Genomic DNA, 20618 nt, shown 5'->3' with positions numbered 1-20618 from the left:
CACGATGAGCACGCAGAGCATTGTTTTTCCGGAAGCGATCCGGTGGGAATCGGAAAAGACCAACCGCATTCCTTTCATGGCCTACACCGGCGAGGCGCAGCACAAGAAGGAGCTGGAGCGCTTTTTCTACAACAAGCACTGGTGCTACGTCGGCCTCGAGGCGGAGATTCCCAAGCCCGGCGATTTCACCCGCACCGCCATCGGTGAGCGCTCGGTGATCATGGTGCGCGATGCGGAGGGTGGCATCAACGTGGTCGAGAACGTATGCGCGCACCGCGGCATGCGTTTTTGCCGCGAGCGCAACGGCAACCGCAAGGATTTCACCTGCCCCTATCACCAGTGGAACTACTCGCTCAAGGGCGACCTGCAGGGCGTGCCCTTCCGGCGCGGCGTGAAGCAGGACGGCAAGGTCAACGGCGGCATGCCCGCCGACTTCAAGACGGAAGACAACGGCCTGAACAAGCTCAAGGTGGCGACGCGCGGCGGCGTGGTGTTTGCGTCTTTCGACCATGAGGTGGAGTCTTTCGAGGACTTCATGGGCCCGACCATCCTGCGCTACTTCGACCGCCTCTTCAACGGCCGCAAGCTCAAGATCCTCGGCTACAACCGCCAGCGCATTCCGGGCAACTGGAAGCTCATGCAGGAGAACATCAAGGACCCGTACCACCCCGGCCTGCTGCACACTTGGTTCGTCACCTTCGGGCTCTGGCGCGCGGACAACAAGTCCGAACTCAAGATGGATACGCACGGCCGCCATGCCGCGATGATCTCTACCCGCGGACAGGCCGGCGCAGCCTCGCAGGTCACGCAGGTGTCGAGCTTCAAGGAAAGCATGCAGCTCAAGGACCCGCGCTTCCTGGACATCGTGCCGGAAGACTGGTGGGGCGGGCCAACGGCGGTGATGACGACGATTTTCCCGAGCGTCATCCTGCAGCAGCAGGTCAACAGCGTGTCGACGCGGCACATCCAGCCGGTCGGCCACGATGCCTTCGATTTCGTCTGGACGCACTTCGGCTTTGAAGACGACACCGAAGAAATGCAACAGCGCCGCCTGCGGCAGGCCAACCTGTTCGGGCCGGCGGGCTTCGTGTCGGCCGACGATGGCGAGGTCATCGAGTTTTCGCAGCAGGGTTTCGAGCAGAAGCCCTTTCACCGCACGCTGGCCGAGCTCGGCGGGCGCGAAGTGGAAGACACCGACCACATGGTCACCGAGACGCTCATTCGCGGCATGTACCGCTATTGGCGCGAAGTCATGGAAGCTTGACGCCATGCAGTTCGAACGCTATTTCGAGCTGGTCCAGCTCTACGCCGACTACGCCCGCGCGGTGGATTCAGGCAAGTGGTTCGACTGGCCGGGCTTCTTCATCGAGCAGTGCAGCTACCGCCTGCAGCCGCGCGAGAACCACGAGCGCGGCCTGCCGCTGGCTACCCTGTCTTTCGAAAGCCGCGGCATGCTCGAAGACCGGGTCTACGGCATCCAGGAGACGCTGTTCCACGACCCCTACTACCAGCGCCACATCGTCGGCCTGCCGCTGGTGCATCGCATCGACGAGGACGGCACGATCCACAGCGAGGCGAACTACTCCGTCTTTCGCACCAAGCTCAGCGAGCTTTCCACAGTATTCAACGTGGGCCGCTACATCGACACCATCGTGCCAACGCCTGAAGGCCTGAAGTTCGCGTCGCGCCTCGTGGTGTACGACAGCGAAATGATCCCGAACTCCATCATTTACCCGATCTGAAAAAGAAGAACCGCATGAGCCAAGAAACCTGGGTCGACGCCGCTGCCGTCGACGAACTGCCCGCCGACGACGTCAAGGGCATCGAAGTGGGGGGCTTCGACATCGCCTTCTTCAAGGTCGGCGACGACGTCTGGGCCACGAGCAACAGTTGCACGCATGGGGACGGGCGGCTGTGCGACGGCTTCCTGGAAGGCCACGAGATCGAATGCCCCTTGCACCAAGGCAAGTTCGACGTTCGCTCGGGCAAGGCGCTTTGCACGCCGGTGAGCGAGGACTTGCGGGTGTTTCCCGTCAAGATCGAGGGAGGGCGGGTGTTCGTGGCGTTGGGTTGAGAGTGTTCTACGGCCGTGGTCTTAAACTTGTCATGAAACTGGTTTGAAGGGGGGGCTCGTATGCATACTTGGCCGGATCAGGACGCGAAGGCGCGTTTCAGTGAATTTCTTGATGCCTGCATCAGCGAAGGGCCGCAACTCGTCACGCGCCGTGGCGCGGAGACGGCCGTCCTGGTTTCTGTCGACCAGTGGAAGCGACTGCACTCGGCAGCCAAACCTTCCCTGAAGGCGCTTTTGCTGTCCGATGCCGCGCGCACTGACTTCCTCGTGCCGCATCGCGGCTCTGCGCGTTTTCGCCACGTCGAACCACTGCGCTGAATTTGAACGCATTTGCTGTATGCAGCGCGGTGCTTTGCTCGCGTGAATCTGCTCCGATCCAGGTTGCGATCTGGACGTGTCTGTGGTCAGCCTCGGTCAAGCTTCAGGCTGGCAGTTGTAACCGCAAGACACTCACATCCCCCATCGCAGCGCCGGCGTGTGCACCGGCGCATCCCACAGTGCCAGCGTGGCCGCATCGACCGCGCTCACCGTCACCGAAGACCCCGCCATTTCCAGCGAGGTCACGTAAGGCCCGGTGAGGAAGCGCGCCACTTTCAGCCCGTGCCCGTCGAGGATCTTTCGCACTGAATTGACCATCAGGTACAGCTCCATCAGCGGCGTGCCGCCAAAGCCGTTGACCAGCAGGATCACCTCTTGCCCCGCCTTGAGCGACAGGTCTTTCAGGATGGCGCCGGTCAGCTCCGCCGCGATGTCGTCCGCCGAGGCAAGCTTGACGCGGCGCCGGCCTGGTTCGCCGTGGATGCCGACGCCCATTTCCATTTCCTCCGGTCCGATCTGGAAAGTCGGCTTGCCGGCCGCGGGAACGGTGCAGGAGGTGAGGGCAACGCCCATCGACGCCGTGGCCTTATTGACCGCATCGCCCAGCGCCTTGAGTTCGGCCAGCGAGTCGCCTCGCTCGGCGGCGGCGCCGACGATCTTCTCGACGATGAGCGTGCCGGCCACGCCGCGCCGGCCGGTGGTGTAGGTGGAGTTTTCCACCGCCACGTCGTCGTTGACGATGACGGTTTCGTTCTCGCAGTCGACCATCTCCGCGGCCATCTGGAAGTTCATCATGTCGCCCGAATAGTTCTTGACGATGAACAGAACGCCAGCGCCTGTGTTGACCGCGTGGGCCGCGGCCAGCATCTGGTCGGGCGTGGGCGAGGTGAACACTTGCCCCGGGCAGGCCGCATCCAGCATGCCGTGGCCGATGAAGCCGGCGTGCAGTGGCTCGTGGCCCGAGCCGCCACCCGAGATCAGCGCGACCTTGCCCGGCCGGGTGGTCTTGCGGCGCACGAACAGGCCGCCTTCGCCGAGCGTGACGATGTCCGCGTGGGCGGCCGCAAAGCCGTCGAGCGATTCGGTCAGGATGTTGTCGACGTCGTTGATGAGCTTCTTCATGGACGATGCTTTCAGGCGGAAAGGGAAGGCGTTGGCGTGGCGGGCGAGGAAGACGGCAGGCTGTCACAGATCGCGCCGATGATCAATGCCATCGAACGCGAACCCGGGTCCACGTGGCCCAGTGCGCGATCGCCGAGAAAAGAGGCGCGGCCCTTGATGGCGTCCATCTCCGCGGTGGCGTCGGCGCTGGCGAAGGCGCAGTCGCGCACGCGTGCGGCGAGGTTGTCGCCGCCCTCGGCCAGCACCTTCTGCACCGGGTCGAGCACGTCGAGCAATGTCTTCTGGCCCACCTCGGCCTTGCCGAGCCGCGTGAGCGCCTTGATGCCGGCATCGACGGCCCGTGCCATCGCCTCGGCGGTCGGCGGGTCGGGCAACTCCTTGCCGAGCGTGATCATCAAGGTGCCGAACACGGGACCGGACGACCCCCCGATGGTCGACATGCACGTCATGCCCATGGTGCGCAGCGCTTCGTTGAGCGACTGGTCCGCGATGTCCTCGAGCTTGCCCTGGATGGCCAGCGCGCCGCGGCGCATGTTCAGCCCATGATCGCCGTCGCCGATCGCCTGGTCGAGGGCGGTGAGCTCGTCGACGTGGTCGATCAGCGTTTGCGTTGCGCGGCGGATGAGATCGATGTGATCGGTCATGTGGTTCTTCCCTGTGTTGATGTCATGCGGCGATGCGCTGGCCCCGCGCGTCGAACCACAGCGCTTTCATCAGCTCGACCCGCACGGCGTCGTTGGGCTCGAAGCTTTCGTTGCCCGGCGCGCAGACGATGAGTTCGTGCTCGCTGTCGTCCAGTCCCAGATGCACGAGGTGCTGGTCGCTCAGGCGCTCGATGCGCTTGACGCGCGCGCTGCGGTGCGCGTTGCCGGCGCCGGTGTCAGCTTCGCGATGGATGCGCAGGTGTTCGGCGCGCACGCCCACCGTCACGGCCTCCTGCGGCCCCGGCACGCCCGGCACGACGGCGCGCGGCAAGAGGTTGATGCGCGGCGAGCCCAGCCGTGCCGCCACGTGGCTCGTGCGCGGGTCTTCGTAGATCTGCCGTGGCGTGCCGACCTGCACCAGCACGCCCGCGTCGAGCACGCCGATGCGCGTGGCCATCGTCATCGCCTCGATCTGGTCGTGCGTCACGTAGAGCATCGTGGCGCCGAGGTCTTGCTGGATGCGCTTGAGTTCCAGGCGCAGGTCGTTGCGCAGCTTGGCATCGAGCGAGGAGAGCGGCTCGTCCATGAGGTAGATCGACGGGCTGCGCACCAGTGCGCGGCCGATGGCCACGCGCTGCATCTGGCCACCGGAAAGTTTGGTGGCGGCGTTCTTCAGCTTGTCGTGGATGCGCAGCATGTGCGCGACCTCTTCGACCTTGCGGCGTACTTCGGCTTCGGGCTTGGGGCGCAGTGGCGAGCGCAGCGGAAAGGCGAGGTTGTCGAAGACGCTCAGGTGCGGGTAGAGCGAGTACTGCTGGAAGACGAAGGCCACGTCGCGCAGCGCGGGTGCGAGCGCGGTGACGTCGCGTCCACCGATGAAAACGCTGCCGGCATCCGGCTTCTCCAGCCCGGCCACGAGCCGCAAGGTCGTCGTCTTGCCCGCGCCGCTCGGACCCAGCAGCACGAAGAACTCACCGCTTGGAATGTCGAGTTGAAGGCCATCGACCGCTTGCACCGCGCCAAAGCGCTTGCCGACGCCGGCGAGTCGAAGTTCAGCCATGGCGTGCTCCCTGTCGGCGCACCGCGTGCGGTTGATCGTCGCGCGCCGTTCGCAGCGCGCGGCCGCTCGTGGCGTCGAAGAGCGAGACGGCCGCGGCATCGAAGGCGAGGCCGACGTGGTCACCGCGCCGCGCGGGGTTCTCCACGTCGACTTTGGCGCGCACCGTGGCGCCCTGCGCGGTGGCCAGCGTCACGACGGTGCTGGTCCCCAGGTATTCGGTGCCAAGCACCTCGGCGCGCAGCATCGAAGTGTCGGTGAAGCGCACATGCTCGGGCCGCACGCCGCACAGCAGCGAGCGCGCCGACACGTCCTCGCGTGCGGCCGGAACGATGAGCTTCGCCGGGCCGATGTTGATGGCGTTGTCGCCGCTCGCCATGGCCGCTTCGAACGGCAGGAAGTTCATCGACGGGGCGCCGATGAAGTCCGCGACGAAGACGCTCGCCGGCCGCTCGTACACCTCCAGCGGCGCGCCGAGCTGCTCGATCACGCCCTCGTTCATGATGGCGATGACGTCGGCCATCGCCATGGCTTCCATCTGGTCGTGCGTGACGTAGACGGTGGTGGCGTTCAGGCGGTCGTGCAGCGCGCGCAGTTCCTGGCACATCACCTCGCGGAACTCGGCGTCGAGCGCGCCCAGCGGTTCGTCCATCAGGAACGCGAGCGGCTGGCGCACGATGGCGCGTCCCAATGCGACGCGCTGACGGTCGCCGCTGGAGAGGCCCGACACGGGCTTGTCCAATAGATGGGTGATGCGAAGGATGCGCGCAGCCTGTTCCACTGCCGTGTGGATCTGCTCGCGCGGCATGCCCTGCGACACCAGCGGAAAGGCGATGTTGCGTCGCACGTTCATGTGCGGATACAGCGCAAACATCTGGAACACGAAAGCGATGTCGCGTGCCGATGCGCGCTTGAAGCTGACATCTTCGTCGCCGAGGAAAATCTGGCCGGAGGTCGGCAGTTCCAGTCCCGCGATCATGCGCAGCGTGGTGGTCTTGCCGCAGCCTGAGGGGCCGAGCAGGCAGAAGAACTCGCCGTTGTGCACGGTGAAGGTGGAGTCCTTCACCGCGGTGAAGTCGGCGAAGGCCTTGTGCAGGTGGTGGACGCGGATCTCGGCCATGGCTATTCCGGAAACTTCGACACGACCATAAACAGCAAGGTGCCGAACAGCGTGGTCACAAACGACCAGGTGAAGAGCACCATCGCCAGCGGTTGCAGCATCATCACGAGCCCGGCCGTGATCACGATGCAGGCCACGATCTCCATCGGCCCGCGACGCAGCCACCGCGGCCAGCGGCGTTGCGCTTGCGGGGAAGTGGTCGAGCTCATTTGCGCACCGCTCCGAAGGTGATGCCACGCAACAGATGCTTGCGCAGCAGGATCGTGAACACGAGGATCGGAATCAGGAACAGCGTCGTGCCGGCCGCCACCGCGGGCCAGTCTTGCCCGCCTTCACCAATGATGATCGGGATGAACGGAGGCGCCGTCTGCGCCGTGCCGGAAGTCAGCAACACCGCGAACGCATATTCGTTCCACGCGAAGATCAGGCAGAAGATCGACGTGGCCACGATGCCCGTCGTCGCCTGCGGCAAGACCACCTTGCGGAAAGCCTGAAGCCGCGTGTAGCCGTCGACCATGGCGGCCTCTTCGTACTCACGCGGAATCTCGTCGATGAAGCCCTTGAGCAGCCACACCGCGAGCGACACGTTCACCGCGCTGTAGAGCAGGATCATTCCCAGCCGCGTGTCCGACAAGCCCAGTTCGCGGTACATCAGGTAGATCGGAATCGCCACCGCAATCGGCGGCATCATGCGCGTCGACAGGATGAAGAAGAGCAGGTCGTCCTTCAGCGGAACCTTGAAGCGCGAGAACGCATACGCCGCCATCACGCCAAAGCCCACCGACAAGATCGTGGAGCCGAACGCGATGATCAGCGAGTTGATGAAGCGCGGTATGTAGTTAGACTGCCCCGCCACCACCATGTTGTCCGCGCGCGCCACCTTGTCGCAGGTCTCGGTCGGCGCGGGCAGGGCAGCGATGTATTCCGGCGTCTGGCGCGAGCGCGTGGTGAACAGGTTGCAGTAGCCCTGCGGCGAGGGCGTGAACACGATCTTCGGTGGATAGCTGATCGAATCCGGCGGCGTCTTGAAGCCGGTGAGGATGATCCACACCAGCGGAATCATCGTGATCAGTGCATAGAGCACGACCACCGACCCCGCGAACAGTCGCGTGCGCGAACTCGGCTCGACGACGGAATGCGCAGTGCTGATGCCTTGGCTCATGTCGTCCTCAGCGATTCTTCACGTGATTGAGCGCCTTCACGTAGATGTTCGCCAGCCCGAACACCGACACGAAAAGGATGATCGCGAACGCCGACGAATAGCCGGTGCGCCATTTCTCGAATGCTTCGCGCTTCAAAGTGATCGAAGCGAGTTCAGTAGCCGACCCCGGTCCACCCGAAGTCAGCAGGTTCACCATGTCGAACATCTTGAAGTTCTCGATGCCCCGGAACAGCACGGCGAGCATGATGAAAGGCAGCACCATCGGCAGCGTGATCGACCAGAACTGCCGCCACTTCGACGCACGGTCCACCTCGGCCGCCTCGTAGATGTAGTCCGGGATCGAGCGCAGCCCCGCCAGGCAGATCAGCATGACGTAGGGCGTCCACATCCACGTGTCCACGATGATGATGGCCCACGGCGCCAGCTTGACCGAGCCGATCATCTCGAACGAAGAGGGCGGCACGCCCGTCAAGAACGACACCGCGTAGTTGAACAACCCGATCTGCGGCTGGTAGAGAAAGGCCCAGAAGTTGCCGACCACCGCAGGCGACAGCATCATGGGAATCAGGATCATCGTCGTCCAGAACCCGTGCCCGCGGAACTTGCGGTCGATGAGGTAGGCCAGCGCAAACCCGATCACCATCTGCAAGAAGATGGTCCAGAACAAAAAGTGCGCCGTCGCCTGCATTGCCGCCCAGATGTCCGGGTCCGTGAGCACCGACACGTAGTTGTCGATGCCCACGTCCAGCACGTTGGCGTTGGGCCGGTTGGCCCGGTAGTTGGTGAAGGACAGCTTGATCGTCCAGATCAACGGAAAGATGTTGATCGCGAGCAGGAGCACCATCGTCGGCCCGACGAAGAGCCACGCGATCGCCCGGTCCGACAGCCCGCGCATGCGCATCGCCACGGCCGGTGGCGTGGCTTCTGCGGCACGGGCGACGATTCCTTTGGCGGAGGGGCTCGGCATCGGTGGACGAATGGCGCTCACGGTCTTCACGCCTTCTTACTTCGCCTTGCCATCGTCCTTGAACACCTTCGTCCAGTCAACGACCAGCGCGTCCAGTGCTTCCTTGGCGGTGCCCTTGTCGGCCACCACGTAGTCATGCACGCGCTTTTGCATGGCGAGCATCAGTTGCGCGTACGAAGGCTCGGCCCAGAAGTCGACCACCATGCCCATCGAGTCGAGGAAAGCCTGCGCAAACGGTGAGCTCTTCGGGTAGCCCGGATCGTCCAGCACCGCCTTGGCCGCCGAGGAGCCGCCGATGGCCTGCCACTTCTTCTGCACCTCGGGGCTCGCGAACCACTTGATGTATTGCAGCGACTCGTTGCGGTTGGCCGAGTACGACACCACCGAGATGCCCTGGCCGCCCAGCTGCACGCCCTTGGTCTTGTCCGACGGGTTGGTGAAGAAGCCGATCTTGTCGCCGCCCACGTTCGGGTCCTTGTAGAGACCCGGGAAGAAGGCGAACCAGTTCATCATCATCGCGACCTGGCCGGACTTGAAGGCGTCGAGCCCTTCGCCCATGTAGGCATTGGTCAGGCCCGGAGGCGTGCTGCCCTTGTAGAGCGCCTTGTAGAACTCCAGCCCGCGCACCGAGTCCGGCGAGTTCACGAAGCCCTGCATCGCATACGGCTTCTTCGGGTCTTCGTACTTGAAGCCCATCGGGTAGAGCACGTTGGTCACGCCCATCGTGATGCCTTCGGAGCCGCGCTCGGTGAAGATGTAGGCGCCGTAGACCTTCTTGCCGTCGATGGTCTTGCCCTGGAAGAACTCGGACACTTCCTTGAACTCGGTCCAGGTCTTGGGCGGCGCCAGGTCGCGCTTGTACTTGCCCTTGAACTCCGCCTGCAACTCGGGCTTGGCGAACCAGTCCTTGCGATAGGTCCAGCCCACGGCGTCGGCCATGGCGGGCAGGGCCCAATAGTTGGGTGTGTTCTTCGGCCACTCCGCATAGCCCACCACGGTGGCGGGCGCGAAGTCCGTCATCTTGATGCCTTCCTTGGCAAAGAAGTCATTGAGCTTGACGTAGTGACCCTGTTCGGCCGAGCCGCCGATCCACTGGCTGTCGCCGATGATCAGGTCGCACAGCTTGCCCTTGGAGTTGAGCTCGTTGAGCATGCGGTCGGCAAAGTTGGTCCAGGGCACGAACTCGAACTTCATCTTCACGCCCGATTTGGCGGTGAAGTCTTTCGAGAGTTCGACCAGCGCGTTGGCCGGGTCCCAAGCCGCCCAACACAGTGTGATGGTCTTGTCTTGTGCACGCACGTTGGTGCTCGTCAGGCCGAGGACGGTGGCAGCAGCCAGGGCGACGACCCCCGGCAACATCTTCGAGATCGATTTCATGAGCAGTCTCCAAAAAAGCAGGGGTTTCAAGGACACATACCCGGCCGCCGATATCAGTGAAGGTTCTCGGCCGTCAGGATCTCGATGCGCGGCTGCACCACGTTGAGTGCGCCGCGGACGTTCTCGCACAGGGCGCGCAACACGCGCGCCGCCGTCAATACGCAGTAATGGATGTCCTGGTGCAGGACGTAGCTGAGCGCGTTGGCTGACAGCAGCGAACCGTGCTCGTCGGTGAAGTCGTGGGCAATGACACCGGCTTGCGGCAGCAGGCCCGCCTCGCCCAGCGCGCGGGCGACACCCGCGCTGCCCGAGCCGACGTTGTAGATGCCTGCCACGCAGGCCGGGTCGATGTCGCCGCGCAGGGTTTGAAGCAGCGCCTCGCAGGCGCCGTCGTTGTCGGCGGGCAGGTCGGGCGTGCGCATCAGCTTCAGCCCGGGGAAGCGCTCCTCGACGACCTGCGCAAAGCCGATGCGCCGTTCGATCTCGGAGGTGAGCCGGGTGGCCTGCGACGAGAGCAGCAGCGTGTCGCGGCCGGCGGCGTTCGCCATGCGGCCAAGCAGCAGACCGGCCGTGCGGCCCGCCGCGCGGTTGTCGGCGCCGATGCAAGTCTCGCGCATGGAGCCCGCCACGTCGGAAAAGAGGGTGACCACATGCACGCCCGCACGCACCAGTTCATTGATGGCGCGCTTGACGGGCGGCAAGTCGGGCGCCATGAGCGCGATGCCTTCGCAATCGCCCACCTGCGCCAGTTCCTCGGCAAAACGCACCGGGTCTGCCGTGTCGATGCGGTGGGTGATCTCGGTGATGTGGGCGTGGCGGAAATCACCCGCCGCCTGGGCGATCTGGCGCTCGACCAAGTCGACGAAGGGCGACTCGTCGGCCGGCAACACGTAGGCAAAGCGGGAGTTGGCGCCCTTGCGCGGGCGGCCCGGCGTCTGCGGTGCGCCCAACTCTTCCACCACCTGCATCACCCGCTGCACGGTCTCGGCATTGACGCCCGGACGGCGGTTGAGCACCCGGTCGACCGTGGCCGTTCCCACGCCCGCCGTGCGGGCGATATCGGCAATGGTGGGGGTCGAAGGCATTGCTTGATGTCGTGTCGGATGTATTCATCGTATTAACATCAATAATTAAATCAATCAGGGTTTTGGAGCAGTCCGCGGGCTCGATGGCGGGCTCACCGTGGAAGCGAGTAGCCTGAGACTCAAGCGGGAAGGTAGAGGCGCCGCCGTCTCACAAGCGCCGCGGCATCATGCCGAAATACGGGTGAGCGCCGTCAGCCCGGCGTGACCGGCCAAGCGCCGCCGTCGGCATACACGTGCCACAGCACCGGATCGACGCCTTCGAACGCGGCGGCGTAGCGCGGCGATTCGCGCCCCTCCTGTGTGACGTCGCGAATCACGATGCCCTGAAGGCGATGGCCGTGCGCACGGGCAATGTCGCCGTAGATCTCCGGGTCCAGCTCGCCCGAGTCGCCAATCAGCAGGAAGCTTCGCTGCGGAAAGGTGTTGAACAGGTTCAGGATGGCCGAAGACTTATGCTCGCGCGACTCACCTTCCTCCGGCACGATCGTGCGCCAGGTCGTGCTTTCGCGCAGATGCACGCTGCCCGCGGGAAAGCCTGCGTGCCGCAGGAAGGCGTCCAGCGGCGGCCACAACTGGATCGGGCTGGACGACACATAGTGAAAGCGCGTGAACGGATCGCGCGCCATCGCCCGGTAGTGCGCGGCCATGCCCGGCGCGGGCTCGAAGGGGCGCACGAAGGTGTTGAGCATCATCTCGCGCCGCTCGCGCACCTGCGTCCGCTTGATGGTGTCGTCGATGTCCGAAATGACCGAGAGACCGCGTTCGGGCACCAGCAGGGCGCGCCCGTCGATGCGGCGCCGGGGGCCGGGCACGGTGGCACTGAATCGCAGCCATGGGGCGTAACGCGGATCGACGGCCACCGGCACCGTGGCCCGCAGGTTGGTGCGACCGCTCCAGTCGCTGGGTGGCATCGTCACCGGCGCCATGTTGTGGCCAAAGCTGATCTCGACAGCCTTGCCCCCTTCGGACTCCGCATGAAAAAGAAAGGTGCGCTGCGCAAACCGCACGCGCGAGGCGGGGTTCAACTTGCCCAGCTCCACCCCCATGTAGCGTGCGAGGCCCGCGTCGAGGATCCAGTGCCGGTCCTTTTCGTAGACCCAGGCGTGCACGTCGACGTCGATGAGGCCGTCTTCCAGCGGCCGCGCAACGCCGGGGAGAAAGAGGATGTCTTCGTCCGCTTCCAGCGGTTCGGGCCGGGCCTGCGCGTTGGCAGCCGGCAAGAGCGCGGCCAGCGAAGCCAGCGGAAACGCAACGAGTTCGCGCCGCCTCAGGCCCGCAGGGCGTCCGCTCGCCGATTTTTCACGCGACGCGCTCATAGGTGACGAAGCTGAAAGGCATGCCGTCTTTGGCGGCGACGTGCGACTCGCGGGCGACTTCCTTCCATTGCTTCGCATCGACTTCCGGGGCGTGCGTGTCGCCCTCGAAGTCGCGTTCGATTTCCGTCACCAAGGCGCGCTGCGCCAAGGGCATGGCTTGCGCATAGACCTGCCCGCCGCCGATCACCCACAACTCGGGCGCCGCAACGCACATCGACACGGCCTCGTCCAGGCTGGCCGCGCGCTGCGCGCCATCGGCGTGCCAGTCTTCCTGTCGCGTGATGACGATGTTCTGGCGACCCGGCAGCGGCCGAAAGCGCGGCGGCAGCGAATCCCAGGTCTTGCGTCCCATGATCACCGGCGCGTTGCCCGTCTGCCGCTTGAAGTGCGCAAGGTCTTCCGGCAAGTGCCACGGCATCACGCCGTCCTTGCCGATCACGCCGTTTTGCGAGCGCACGAAGATGACGTTGATGCGGGGCCCACTCATGGTCACACCGCCACCGGCGCCTTGATGGCGGGATGCGACACGTAGTCCAGCACTTCGAAGTCTTCGTACTGGTAGTCGAAGATCGACGTCGGCTTGCGCTTGATGTGCAGCGCCGGATACGGATAAGGCGCACGGCTCAGTTGCAGCGCGACCTGCTCCGCATGGTTGCTGTAGATATGGCAATCGCCGCCCGTCCAGATGAAGTCGCCCACATCCAGGTCGCACTGCTGCGCGATCATGTGCGTGAGCAGCGCATAGCTGGCAATGTTGAAGGGCACGCCCAGGAAGATGTCCGCGCTGCGCTGGTAGAGCTGGCAGCTCAGCTTGCCGCGCTCGCCTTCGGCCTGCGGCGGCGCCACGTAGAACTGGAAGAAGGCGTGGCAGGGCATCAGCGCCATCTTCGACAGTTCCGCCACGTTCCACGCGCTCACGATGATGCGGCGCGAATCGGGGTTGCTCCTGAGCGTGTCGATGACCTGCTGGATCTGGTCGATGTGCCCGCCATCGGGCGTTGGCCAACTGCGCCACTGCACGCCGTACACGGGGCCCAGGTCGCCGTCTTCGCGCGCCCATTCGTCCCAGATGGTGACGCCGCGCTCTTTCAGCCAGTTGTTGTTGCTGGAGCCCGTCAGGAACCACAGCAGCTCCTGGATGATGGAGCGCAGGTGCACCTTCTTGGTCGTGACCAGCGGAAAGCCTTCGTTCAGGTCAAAGCGCATCTGGTAGCCGAACACGCTTTTGGTGCCCGTGCCGGTGCGGTCGGCCTTGAACACGCCCGTCGTGTCGACGTGGCGCATGAAGTCTTCGTATTGGGAGCGGATGGGGCGGGTGGTCATGTGGGTGGGGTTTGTGAAGAGTCGCCCTTGGCGTTGCGCGCGTTGCGGACACGGATGACTTCTGCGGCCAGCAAGTCGTTGACCGTCTGCGAAAGGTCCATGCCGAGGTATTCGGCCATCTCGACGACCTGGCTGTTCAGCAAGAGTTCGATGTCTTCCGGCGGTGCGTTCTTGAATTGATCCATGGGGCCTCCCTGCTGCGACAGACGCTATTGTCCTCACGCCCGCAGCACCCGCCCCGGATTCATGATGTTCTGCGGATCCAGCCCGCGCTTGATGGCGCGCATCATGCCCAGCGCCACTGGCGACTTGTGCTTTTCCAGCTTGTGCACCTTGAGCGAGCCGATGCCGTGCTCGGCCGAGAAGGACCCGCCGAAGCGCTCTACCGAGTCGTACACCAGCGTGTTGACGCGCTCTTCCTCGTTGTCGAGAAAGGCCTTCGCATCCCCTTCGGCGGGCGCCTGTACGTTGTAATGCAGGTTGCCGTCGCCCAGATGCCCGAAGTTGACAAGCCGCACGCCGGGAATCGCCTGCTGCAGCAGCGCGTCGGTCTCGGCCACGAAGGCCGGAATGCGCGACACCGCAATCGAGATGTCGTGCTTGATGTTCAGCCCTTCCTCGGCCTGCGCCATGGGAATGCTTTCGCGGATGTGCCAGAGCTGCCGGGCCTGCGTGAGGTTTTCGGCGACGACGGCGTCCGTCGCGCAGCCGTCCTCGAAGGCCTTTTCCAGCATCGCCTCGAAGCGGGCGCGGGCGTGGGATTCCGATTCGTTGTCCGAGTTTTCCAGCAGCACGCAAAACGGTGCCATCGGCGCCGATGCGGGCGCGGCCGGATCGGCGTCGACAAAGGGAACGCGCTGCGCCGGAAAGTGCTTGGCAACGAGGCTGAGCGCAAACCGGCCCATCACCTCGAAGCCCGTCAGCCCCGAACCCAGGTGCTGGTGCGCCAGGCCCAGCAGGCGCACGGCGTGGTCCAGCGAAGGCACTGCCGCCCATGCGGTGAGCTGAGCGGCCGGCAGCGGGTAGAGCTTCATGGTCGCGGCGGTGATGATGCCCAGCGTGCCCTCGCTGCCGATGAGCAGGTCGCGCAGGTCGTAGCCGGTGTTGTCCTTGCGAAGGCCGCTCGTCCCTTCCCAGATCTCGCCCTGCGGCGTGACCACCTCCAGCCCCAGGCACAGCTCGCGCGTGTTGCCGTAGCGCACGACCTGCGTGCCGCCGGCATTGGTCGCGAGGTTGCCACCAATGGTGCAGCTGCCTTCCGCCGCCAGGCTGAGCGGAAACAGGAAGCCGGCGTTTTCCGCGGCCTCTTGCAGTGTCTGCAGGATGCAGCCCGCTTCCACCGTCATGGTGAGGTTGGCGGCGTCCATGCTGCGGATCGCGTTCATGCGTTGCAGGCTCAGCAGCACCTGCGTGCCGCTCTCGTCGGGAATCCCGCCGACGGCCAGCCCGGTGTTGCCGCCTTGCGGCACGATGGCAGTGCCCGCCGCGGCGCACGCCTTGACGACGTCCGCCACCTGCTGCGTGCTGCCCGGCCGCACCACGGCCAGCGCCTTGCCGCGCGAGCGCTTGCGCCAGTCCTGCTCCCAGGCCGTGAGGTCGCCGCCGGCGAGCACGTTGGCATCGCCAACGATGGCACGCAGTTGTTCGATGAGTGTCGGATTCATTGCGCAGCCGCCTCCTGTGCACGCAAGGCATCGGCGCGCCGCAGCCGGATGCGAACGTGCCACGCGCACGCGACGAACAGGGCCAGGCACAGCGCCACTTCGCCCCCGGCCAGCAGTCGGCCGACGACGTTGGTGTCGCTCCACGCGCGCACCACGCCCTCGGTGAAGTAGATCCAGACCATCAGGCTGACCCAGCGGTAGGTGTACATGCGGTTCTTCATGAGCCCTGCCAGCGGCACGACCAGCGGCAGCACCTTGAGCGCCAGCCAGGAGCCGCCCGGGCGCAGCGGAGCAAGCCACATTTCCCACGCCAGCCCGAGCACGATGAGGCCGACCAGGCTGCCGACGGCCAGCCAGCGCGTGGCCGCGACGGCGTTGGCGGGAGGGGGAGCGGTGAGGCCCGTGGAGCGGGCGAGGGGAGGGGTGGGAAGGGGCATGACGGAAGTAACCGGATGGCATGATACCGGCCATGAATCGCCATCAATTGTGGAGGGATCTGTCCCGCTTTCCGTGGCGCAACACCGCCGTCGTGCTCGGCGAGCGTTTTCGGGAAGACCGGCTGGGCCTGACGGCCAGCAGCCTGACCTTCACCACCACCATTGCGCTGGTGCCTTTTTTTACCGTCGCGTTGGCGCTGTTCACCGTTTTTCCCATCTTCTCGACGATGCAGGGCCGCGTGCAGCGCTGGCTCATCGAGAGCCTGATCCCGGAGAACATCGCGCGCCAGGTGCTGGGCTACCTTACCCAGTTCGCCAGCAAGGCCAGCGGGCTGGGGGTGGCGGGCCTGATCGTGCTGCTCGTCACGGCCATTGCGCTGATCCTGACGATGGACAAGACGCTCAACGCCATCTGGCGCGTGCGCAAGCCCCGGCCTTTTGCGCAGCGAGTGCTCATTTACTGGGCAGCCGCGACGCTGGGGCCGCTGGTGCTGGCGGTGAGCCTGAGCACCACGTCCTATGTCTTCATGGCGTCCAAGGGGTACATCGGCGGCGCGGGGCTCAAGTTGCTGTTCGACGTGGTTGAAATCGCGATGCTGGCGGGCGGCATGGCCTCGCTCTACCACTATGTGCCGAACACCGAGGTCAAGTGGGCGCATGCATGGGCGGGCGGTCTCTTCGTGGCCGCGGCCATCGAAATCGCCAAGCGCGTGCTGGCAATCTACTTCAGCTTCGTGCCCACCTACTCGGTGCTGTACGGGGCCTTTGCGACCTTGCCGATCCTGCTGGTGTGGATCTACGTCGCCTGGGTCATCGTGCTGTTCGGCGCCGTGATTGCGGCCTACCTTCCGAGCCTGCTCAGTGGCGTGGCGCGACGTGGCGGCACGCCGGGCTGGCGGGTGCAACTGGCCATCGAGGTGCTGCAGCATCTTTGCCGGGCGCAGGCCACGGATGCCAAGGGCCTGGGCGCGGCCGAACTGGTGGCACGCATGCGCGTCGATGCGCTACAGGTCGCGCCGGTGCTCGAAACCCTGATCGAGCTGGACTGGATCGGCCGCATCGCCGAGGAAACCCCCGACGAAGACCCGCGCCACGTGCTGCTGGCCAACCCCGACACCACGCCGCTGGAGCCCTTGCTGCGCAAGCTGCTGCTGTCGCGCGCCGAGCCGCTGGAGGCCCTCTGGGACAAAGGCCCGCTGAGCACGATGCACCTGCGCGACGTGCTGCCTGGCCCGCAGGCCTTCGTCGCTACAGCGAAACCCGGCCGCGCAGGATATCCCGGTACATCGCCCAGTCGCCCATGAAGCTGTAGAGCGGCCGCTTGAAGGAGGCCGGCTTGTTCTTCTCGAAGCCGAAATGGCCGATCCAGGCGAAGGCGTAGCCCACCAGGATCGTGGGGATCAGCCAGAGCAGGTTGCCGGTGAACAGCAGCGCCGCAAGGCTCAGCAGCGAGAGCGAAGAACCGGCGAAGTGCAGCCGGCGGCAGGTGCGGTTGCTGTGCTCTTTCAGATAGAAAGGGTAGAACTCGGCAAAACTCTTGAAGCTGCGCGGATCGATGTCCGTCGAAGCGGCTGGTGGGGTGATGGAAGCGGAATTCATGGGTGTCCTGTGCGGTGCCGAGGCTTTGCCCATAATAGTGGCGCGACTTTCCAGGCGCCATCCCGTCAACCCCTTTCAAACTTTCGAATCCATTGAGCGCAGTGCCGACCTCCCTTTCCGCCCAGCCCGCCGAAGAAGCCTTGTGGGTCGTGTGCCTGTGCGCGGAGTGGTGCGGCGCCTGCCGCGAATACCGTCCGCTGTTCGAAGGCGTCGCCAGGGCCCACCCCGGTTTCCGTTTCGCGTGGGTCGACATCGAGGACCATGCGGACATTGCGGACGACTTCGACGTCGAGACCTTCCCCACCATCCTGGTGGCCTCGCAGGCGGGCACCCGCTTCATCGGGCCGATGCTGCCGCACGCCGAAACGCTGACGCGCATGCTGTCGTCGCTGCCCTCGGCCCAGGCCAGCGCTGCGGAAGTGAGCACGCTGCTGGCCGCGCTGCGCCGCGCGCCGCAAGATTTCGAGGTTTGACGCGCATGGACGTCTTGCTCTTTGGCGCCAGCGGCATGGTGGGGCAGGGCGTGCTGCGCGAATGCCTGCTCGATGACGACGTGCGGCGCGTGGTGGTCGTGGTGCGCGGCCCGCTCGGCCAGTCGCACGCCAAGCTGTCGGAACTCGTCGTCAAGGATTTCTACGACTACAGCGCGGTCGAGTCGCAGCTTTCAGGCTTTGACGCCTGCTTCTTCTGCCTCGGCGTCTCGTCGGTCGGCATGAAAGAGGCCGACTACCGCCGCGTGACCTACGACCTCACGCTGGCCGCCGCCACCGTGCTCGCGCGACTCAATCCGCAGATGACTTTTGTCTACGTGACCGGCGCCAGCACCGACAGCACCGAGCGCGGTCCGCAGATGTGGGCGCGGGTGAAGGGCGCCACCGAGAACGCCCTGCTCAAGCTGCCCTTCAAGGCGGCGTACATGTTCCGCCCCGGCATCATCCAGCCGCTGAACGGCGTGCGCTCCAAGACGCCGCTTTACCAGGGCATCTACAACGTGGCGGGGCCGTTGTTCTGGCTGCTGTCCAAGACCTCGCCCAACCTGGTGACGACGAGTGAGAAGGTCGGCCGCGCCATGCTGGCGGTTGCCAGGCATGGCGCTGCGTCGCCCCTCGTGGAGATGCCGGACATCAACCGGCTGGGCGCCGCCTGAGCCTCGCCTTCAGGCGCCGAGGAATTCCTTGAGTGCGGTGAGCGTCTCTTCCGGCGCCTCGGTCATCATCGCGTGGCCGGCCGGCACCGTGACCACCTTGGCCTTCAGCGCTTTCGACGTAAGCGTGCGCGCGGCGCGCGGCGGCGTCATCTGGTCGGCCTCGCCCAGCACGAAGAGCACGGGGCATTGCACCGCCGCCATGGCCGCCTCGCCGTTCGCGTAGCTGTCGCAGGCCTTGAAGCCGATGTGGAACACGTTGGCCTCGCGGTTGCTCGCCAGCACGCGGCGCATCAGCGCGCGCGAGCTGCCATAGAGCCAGGTGCCGGGGCCGAGCGCGGAGGGCGGCGGCGCCAGCAGCGAGTGCGAGAAGGTGTTGACCATGTCGATGGCGCGCTGCGGATCGCTGACCGAAGCCTCCAGCAACGCCGCCGACACCGCCATCGGAAAAGCCGTGCCGACCAGCGCCAAGTGTGAGACACGCTGCGGCGCCCGCGCAGCCGCTTCCAGCGCAATGAGCGAACCGAAGCTGTGCCCGACCAGCGCGGCGCGCGCGACACCCGCCGCATCGAGCAGCGCGATGACGCAGTCCGCCGCCGCCTCGACCGTGGCGGGCGGCGCGCCCTCGCTGCGGCAATGGCCGGGCAGGTCGATGGCCAGCACGTTCCAGCCGTGGTTGGCGAACCAGCGGCTTTGCAGGATCCACACGCTGTGGTCGTTCAGCACGCCGTGGATGAACACGACGGTCGGCTTGGAGGCGTCGAAGGCCTTGCCGCCGGTGTAGGCGTAGATGTTGTGTCCGTTGACGGTGATGTTCATCTGGGGGTCTCCGCCGTCACGCTGCTTTTTCCGCGGCCTTGAGCGCGCGCTTCAGGTCGTCGATGAGATCGTTGGGGTCTTCCAGTCCGATCGACAGGCGGATCGTGCCCTGCGTGATGCCCGCGCCTGCCAGCGCCTCGTCGGTCATGCGGAAGTGCGTCGTGCTCGCCGGGTGGATCACCAGGCTGCGGCAGTCGCCCACGTTGGCCAGGTGGCTGAAAAGCTTCAGCGCCTCGATGAACTTCTTGCCTTGCGTTCGATTGCCGCGAAGGTCGAAGCTGAACACCGAGCCCGCGCCCTTGGCGCCGTGGCGCAGCAGCTTGTTCGCGAGCGCGTGGCTCGGATGCGTCTCCAGCAGCGGATGGCCCACGTGCGCGACGAAGGGGTGCGCGGCCAGGAACTCCACCACCTTTTGCGTGTTGTCGATGTGCCGCTCCATGCGCAGCGGCAGCGTCTCGATGCCTTGCAGGATCAGCCACGCCGTGTGCGGGCTCATCGAGGCGCCGAAGTCGCGCAGCCCCTCGCGCCGTGCGCGCAGCAGGAAAGCGCCCACCGTGCTCTCTTCGCTGAACACCATGTTGTGAAAGCCGTCGTAGGCCTGCGTGAGTTCGGCGAACTTGCCCGAATGCTCCCAGTCGAAACTGCCGCCGTCGACCACGATGCCGCCGATCACGGTGCCGTGCCCCGACAGGAACTTGGTGGCGGAGTGATAGACCAGGTCCGCGCCCCAGTCGAAGGGCTTGATGAGGTAGGGCGAGGTGAGCGTCGAATCGACCAGCAGCGGCACGCGCGCCGCGTGCGCGATCTCGCTCACTGCCGGAATGTCGAGCACGTCCAGTCCGGGGTTGCCGACGGTTTCGCCGAACAGCAGCTTCGTCTCGGGCCGGATGGCCGCACGCCAGCCGTCCAGGTCGCCCGGCTTGACGAAGGTGGTGTCGATGCCAAAGCGCCGCATCGTGTAGTGCAAAAGATTCTGCGATCCGCCGTACAGGGCCGTGCTCGCCACGATGTGCGAGCCCGCGCCCATCAGCGTGGCCACCGACAGGTGCAGCGCCGCCTGCCCGCTGGCCGTGGCGATGGCGCCGATGCCGCCTTCCAGCGCCGACACGCGTTGCTCCAGCACGGCATTGGTCGGGTTGCTGATGCGCGAGTACACGTGCCCCGCGCGTTCCAGGTTGAAGAGCGCCGCCGCGTGGTCGCTCGACTCGAACACGAAGGAGGTGGTGAGGTGGATCGGCACCGCGCGTGCGCCGGTGGCGGGGTCGGGGGAAGCGCCCGCGTGCAGCGCGAGCGTGTCGAAGCCGGGGTCGGAGTAGCCGGGCATGAAGGCCTTTCAGTGGGTTTTTCGCAATGACCCGTTACGTGTGCAAGACAGCAACGACGTCGTGGA

At 65.4% G+C, this 20618-nt stretch carries 25 protein-coding genes; 7 read left to right on the top strand and 18 right to left on the bottom strand.

Features of this window, described 5'->3' with window-relative positions; genetic code table 11:
* Positions 1 to 4 precede the first annotated feature (4 nt).
* From QTI66_RS15100 to QTI66_RS15085, 4 genes are read left to right on the top strand one after another with little or no spacing between them, the layout of a single operon-like run.
* Positions 5 to 1264, top strand: a complete 1260-nt coding sequence (locus QTI66_RS15100) for an aromatic ring-hydroxylating dioxygenase subunit alpha (protein WP_286560599.1) — start codon at positions 5 to 7, stop codon at positions 1262 to 1264.
* A gap of 4 nt (positions 1265 to 1268) precedes the next feature.
* Positions 1269 to 1742: an aromatic-ring-hydroxylating dioxygenase subunit beta gene (locus tag QTI66_RS15095; RefSeq protein WP_286560598.1), complete on the top strand. Its 474-nt coding sequence runs from the start codon at positions 1269 to 1271 to the stop codon at positions 1740 to 1742.
* 14 nt (positions 1743 to 1756) lie between these two features.
* Positions 1757 to 2074: a non-heme iron oxygenase ferredoxin subunit gene (locus tag QTI66_RS15090; RefSeq protein WP_286560597.1), complete on the top strand. Its 318-nt coding sequence runs from the start codon at positions 1757 to 1759 to the stop codon at positions 2072 to 2074.
* Between the two features lie 60 nt (positions 2075 to 2134).
* Positions 2135 to 2392 carry a type II toxin-antitoxin system Phd/YefM family antitoxin gene (locus QTI66_RS15085; protein WP_286560596.1) on the top strand — a complete coding sequence of 86 codons (258 nt, stop codon included), beginning with the start codon at positions 2135 to 2137 and terminating at the stop codon, positions 2390 to 2392.
* Positions 2393 to 2524: 132 nt separating this feature from the next.
* Here QTI66_RS15085 and dhaK read toward each other — a convergent pair whose 3' ends face one another.
* The 15 genes from dhaK to QTI66_RS15010 form a co-directional block, all read right to left on the bottom strand.
* Positions 2525 to 3514, bottom strand: a complete 990-nt coding sequence (gene dhaK / locus QTI66_RS15080; RefSeq protein WP_286560595.1) for a dihydroxyacetone kinase subunit DhaK — start codon at positions 3512 to 3514, stop codon at positions 2525 to 2527.
* Positions 3515 to 3525: 11 nt separating this feature from the next.
* A complete protein-coding gene (gene dhaL, locus QTI66_RS15075) occupies positions 3526 to 4158 on the bottom strand; it encodes a dihydroxyacetone kinase subunit DhaL (protein ID WP_286560594.1) in 633 nt (210 codons plus the stop codon).
* Between the two features lie 22 nt (positions 4159 to 4180).
* The gene (locus QTI66_RS15070; RefSeq protein ID WP_286560592.1) at positions 4181 to 5218 is read right to left on the bottom strand and encodes an ABC transporter ATP-binding protein; all 1038 of its coding nucleotides are present in this window, start codon (positions 5216 to 5218) and stop codon (positions 4181 to 4183) included.
* Complete coding sequence (locus tag QTI66_RS15065) at positions 5211 to 6335, bottom strand: ABC transporter ATP-binding protein (RefSeq protein ID WP_286560591.1); 1125 nt, start codon at positions 6333 to 6335, stop codon at positions 5211 to 5213. The genes QTI66_RS15070 and QTI66_RS15065 overlap by 8 nt, the downstream gene beginning before the upstream one ends.
* 2 nt (positions 6336 to 6337) lie before the next feature.
* Complete coding sequence (locus QTI66_RS15060; RefSeq protein ID WP_286560590.1) at positions 6338 to 6544, bottom strand: hypothetical protein; 207 nt, start codon at positions 6542 to 6544, stop codon at positions 6338 to 6340.
* Entirely contained in the window at positions 6541 to 7497 is a 957-nt protein-coding gene (locus tag QTI66_RS15055) for a carbohydrate ABC transporter permease (RefSeq protein WP_286560589.1), read from the bottom strand. Before QTI66_RS15055 ends, QTI66_RS15060 begins: the two co-directional genes overlap by 4 nt.
* A gap of 7 nt (positions 7498 to 7504) precedes the next feature.
* Positions 7505 to 8464 (bottom strand): carbohydrate ABC transporter permease, encoded by a 960-nt coding sequence (locus tag QTI66_RS15050; RefSeq protein WP_353506198.1) that lies wholly within the window; start codon positions 8462 to 8464, stop codon positions 7505 to 7507.
* Between the two features lie 36 nt (positions 8465 to 8500).
* Positions 8501 to 9841 (bottom strand): ABC transporter substrate-binding protein, encoded by a 1341-nt coding sequence (locus QTI66_RS15045; protein ID WP_444815002.1) that lies wholly within the window; start codon positions 9839 to 9841, stop codon positions 8501 to 8503.
* A gap of 53 nt (positions 9842 to 9894) precedes the next feature.
* Positions 9895 to 10926 carry a LacI family DNA-binding transcriptional regulator gene (locus QTI66_RS15040; protein ID WP_286560586.1) on the bottom strand — a complete coding sequence of 344 codons (1032 nt, stop codon included), beginning with the start codon at positions 10924 to 10926 and terminating at the stop codon, positions 9895 to 9897.
* 191 nt (positions 10927 to 11117) lie between these two features.
* A complete protein-coding gene (locus QTI66_RS15035) occupies positions 11118 to 12242 on the bottom strand; it encodes a phosphatidate phosphatase App1 family protein (protein WP_286560585.1) in 1125 nt (374 codons plus the stop codon).
* Positions 12226 to 12729, bottom strand: a complete 504-nt coding sequence (locus tag QTI66_RS15030) for a dihydrofolate reductase (RefSeq protein ID WP_286560583.1) — start codon at positions 12727 to 12729, stop codon at positions 12226 to 12228. The genes QTI66_RS15035 and QTI66_RS15030 overlap by 17 nt, the downstream gene beginning before the upstream one ends.
* A 2-nt stretch (positions 12730 to 12731) precedes the next feature.
* Entirely contained in the window at positions 12732 to 13565 is an 834-nt protein-coding gene (locus QTI66_RS15025; protein ID WP_286560582.1) for a thymidylate synthase, read from the bottom strand.
* Positions 13562 to 13750, bottom strand: a complete 189-nt coding sequence (locus QTI66_RS15020) for a type II toxin-antitoxin system CcdA family antitoxin (RefSeq protein WP_286560581.1) — start codon at positions 13748 to 13750, stop codon at positions 13562 to 13564. Before QTI66_RS15020 ends, QTI66_RS15025 begins: the two co-directional genes overlap by 4 nt.
* Before the next feature lie 33 nt (positions 13751 to 13783).
* Positions 13784 to 15229: an FAD-binding oxidoreductase gene (locus QTI66_RS15015; protein ID WP_286560580.1), complete on the bottom strand. Its 1446-nt coding sequence runs from the start codon at positions 15227 to 15229 to the stop codon at positions 13784 to 13786.
* Positions 15226 to 15666 carry a DUF2069 domain-containing protein gene (locus QTI66_RS15010; protein WP_286560579.1) on the bottom strand — a complete coding sequence of 147 codons (441 nt, stop codon included), beginning with the start codon at positions 15664 to 15666 and terminating at the stop codon, positions 15226 to 15228. Before QTI66_RS15010 ends, QTI66_RS15015 begins: the two co-directional genes overlap by 4 nt.
* A 20-nt stretch (positions 15667 to 15686) precedes the next feature.
* On the opposite strand from QTI66_RS15010, the gene QTI66_RS15005 reads away from it, so the two are divergent.
* Positions 15687 to 16970: a YihY family inner membrane protein gene (locus tag QTI66_RS15005; protein WP_286560578.1), complete on the top strand. Its 1284-nt coding sequence runs from the start codon at positions 15687 to 15689 to the stop codon at positions 16968 to 16970.
* On the opposite strand, the gene QTI66_RS15000 is transcribed toward QTI66_RS15005, so the two are convergent.
* Positions 16915 to 17265, bottom strand: coding sequence for an Mpo1-like protein (locus QTI66_RS15000; protein ID WP_286560577.1), 351 nt, complete (start codon positions 17263 to 17265; stop codon positions 16915 to 16917). The two genes, QTI66_RS15005 and QTI66_RS15000, sit on opposite strands and share 56 nt — an antisense overlap.
* Before the next feature lie 92 nt (positions 17266 to 17357).
* Here QTI66_RS15000 and QTI66_RS14995 point away from each other — a divergent pair, with 92 nt between their 5' ends.
* Both QTI66_RS14995 and QTI66_RS14990 read left to right on the top strand, forming a co-directional pair.
* On the top strand, positions 17358 to 17738 hold the full coding sequence (locus QTI66_RS14995) for a thioredoxin family protein (RefSeq protein ID WP_286560576.1): 381 nt from the start codon (positions 17358 to 17360) through the stop codon (positions 17736 to 17738).
* Between the two features lie 5 nt (positions 17739 to 17743).
* Positions 17744 to 18412: a Rossmann-fold NAD(P)-binding domain-containing protein gene (locus QTI66_RS14990; protein ID WP_286560575.1), complete on the top strand. Its 669-nt coding sequence runs from the start codon at positions 17744 to 17746 to the stop codon at positions 18410 to 18412.
* Positions 18413 to 18421: 9 nt separating this feature from the next.
* Here the strand turns inward: QTI66_RS14990 and QTI66_RS14985 are convergent, their stop codons facing one another.
* Positions 18422 to 19228: an alpha/beta fold hydrolase gene (locus QTI66_RS14985; protein ID WP_286560574.1), complete on the bottom strand. Its 807-nt coding sequence runs from the start codon at positions 19226 to 19228 to the stop codon at positions 18422 to 18424.
* A 16-nt stretch (positions 19229 to 19244) separates the two neighbouring features.
* Positions 19245 to 20552 carry an O-acetylhomoserine aminocarboxypropyltransferase gene (locus QTI66_RS14980; RefSeq protein ID WP_286560572.1) on the bottom strand — a complete coding sequence of 436 codons (1308 nt, stop codon included), beginning with the start codon at positions 20550 to 20552 and terminating at the stop codon, positions 19245 to 19247.
* Between the last annotated feature and the right edge of the window lie 66 nt (positions 20553 to 20618).

This window comes from Variovorax brevis (assembly GCF_030317105.1).
Lineage (GTDB): Bacteria > Pseudomonadota > Gammaproteobacteria > Burkholderiales > Burkholderiaceae_C > Variovorax > Variovorax brevis.
The sequence above is the reverse complement of the archived record's forward strand: the minus strand, read 5'-3'. Positions and strand labels throughout refer to the sequence as shown.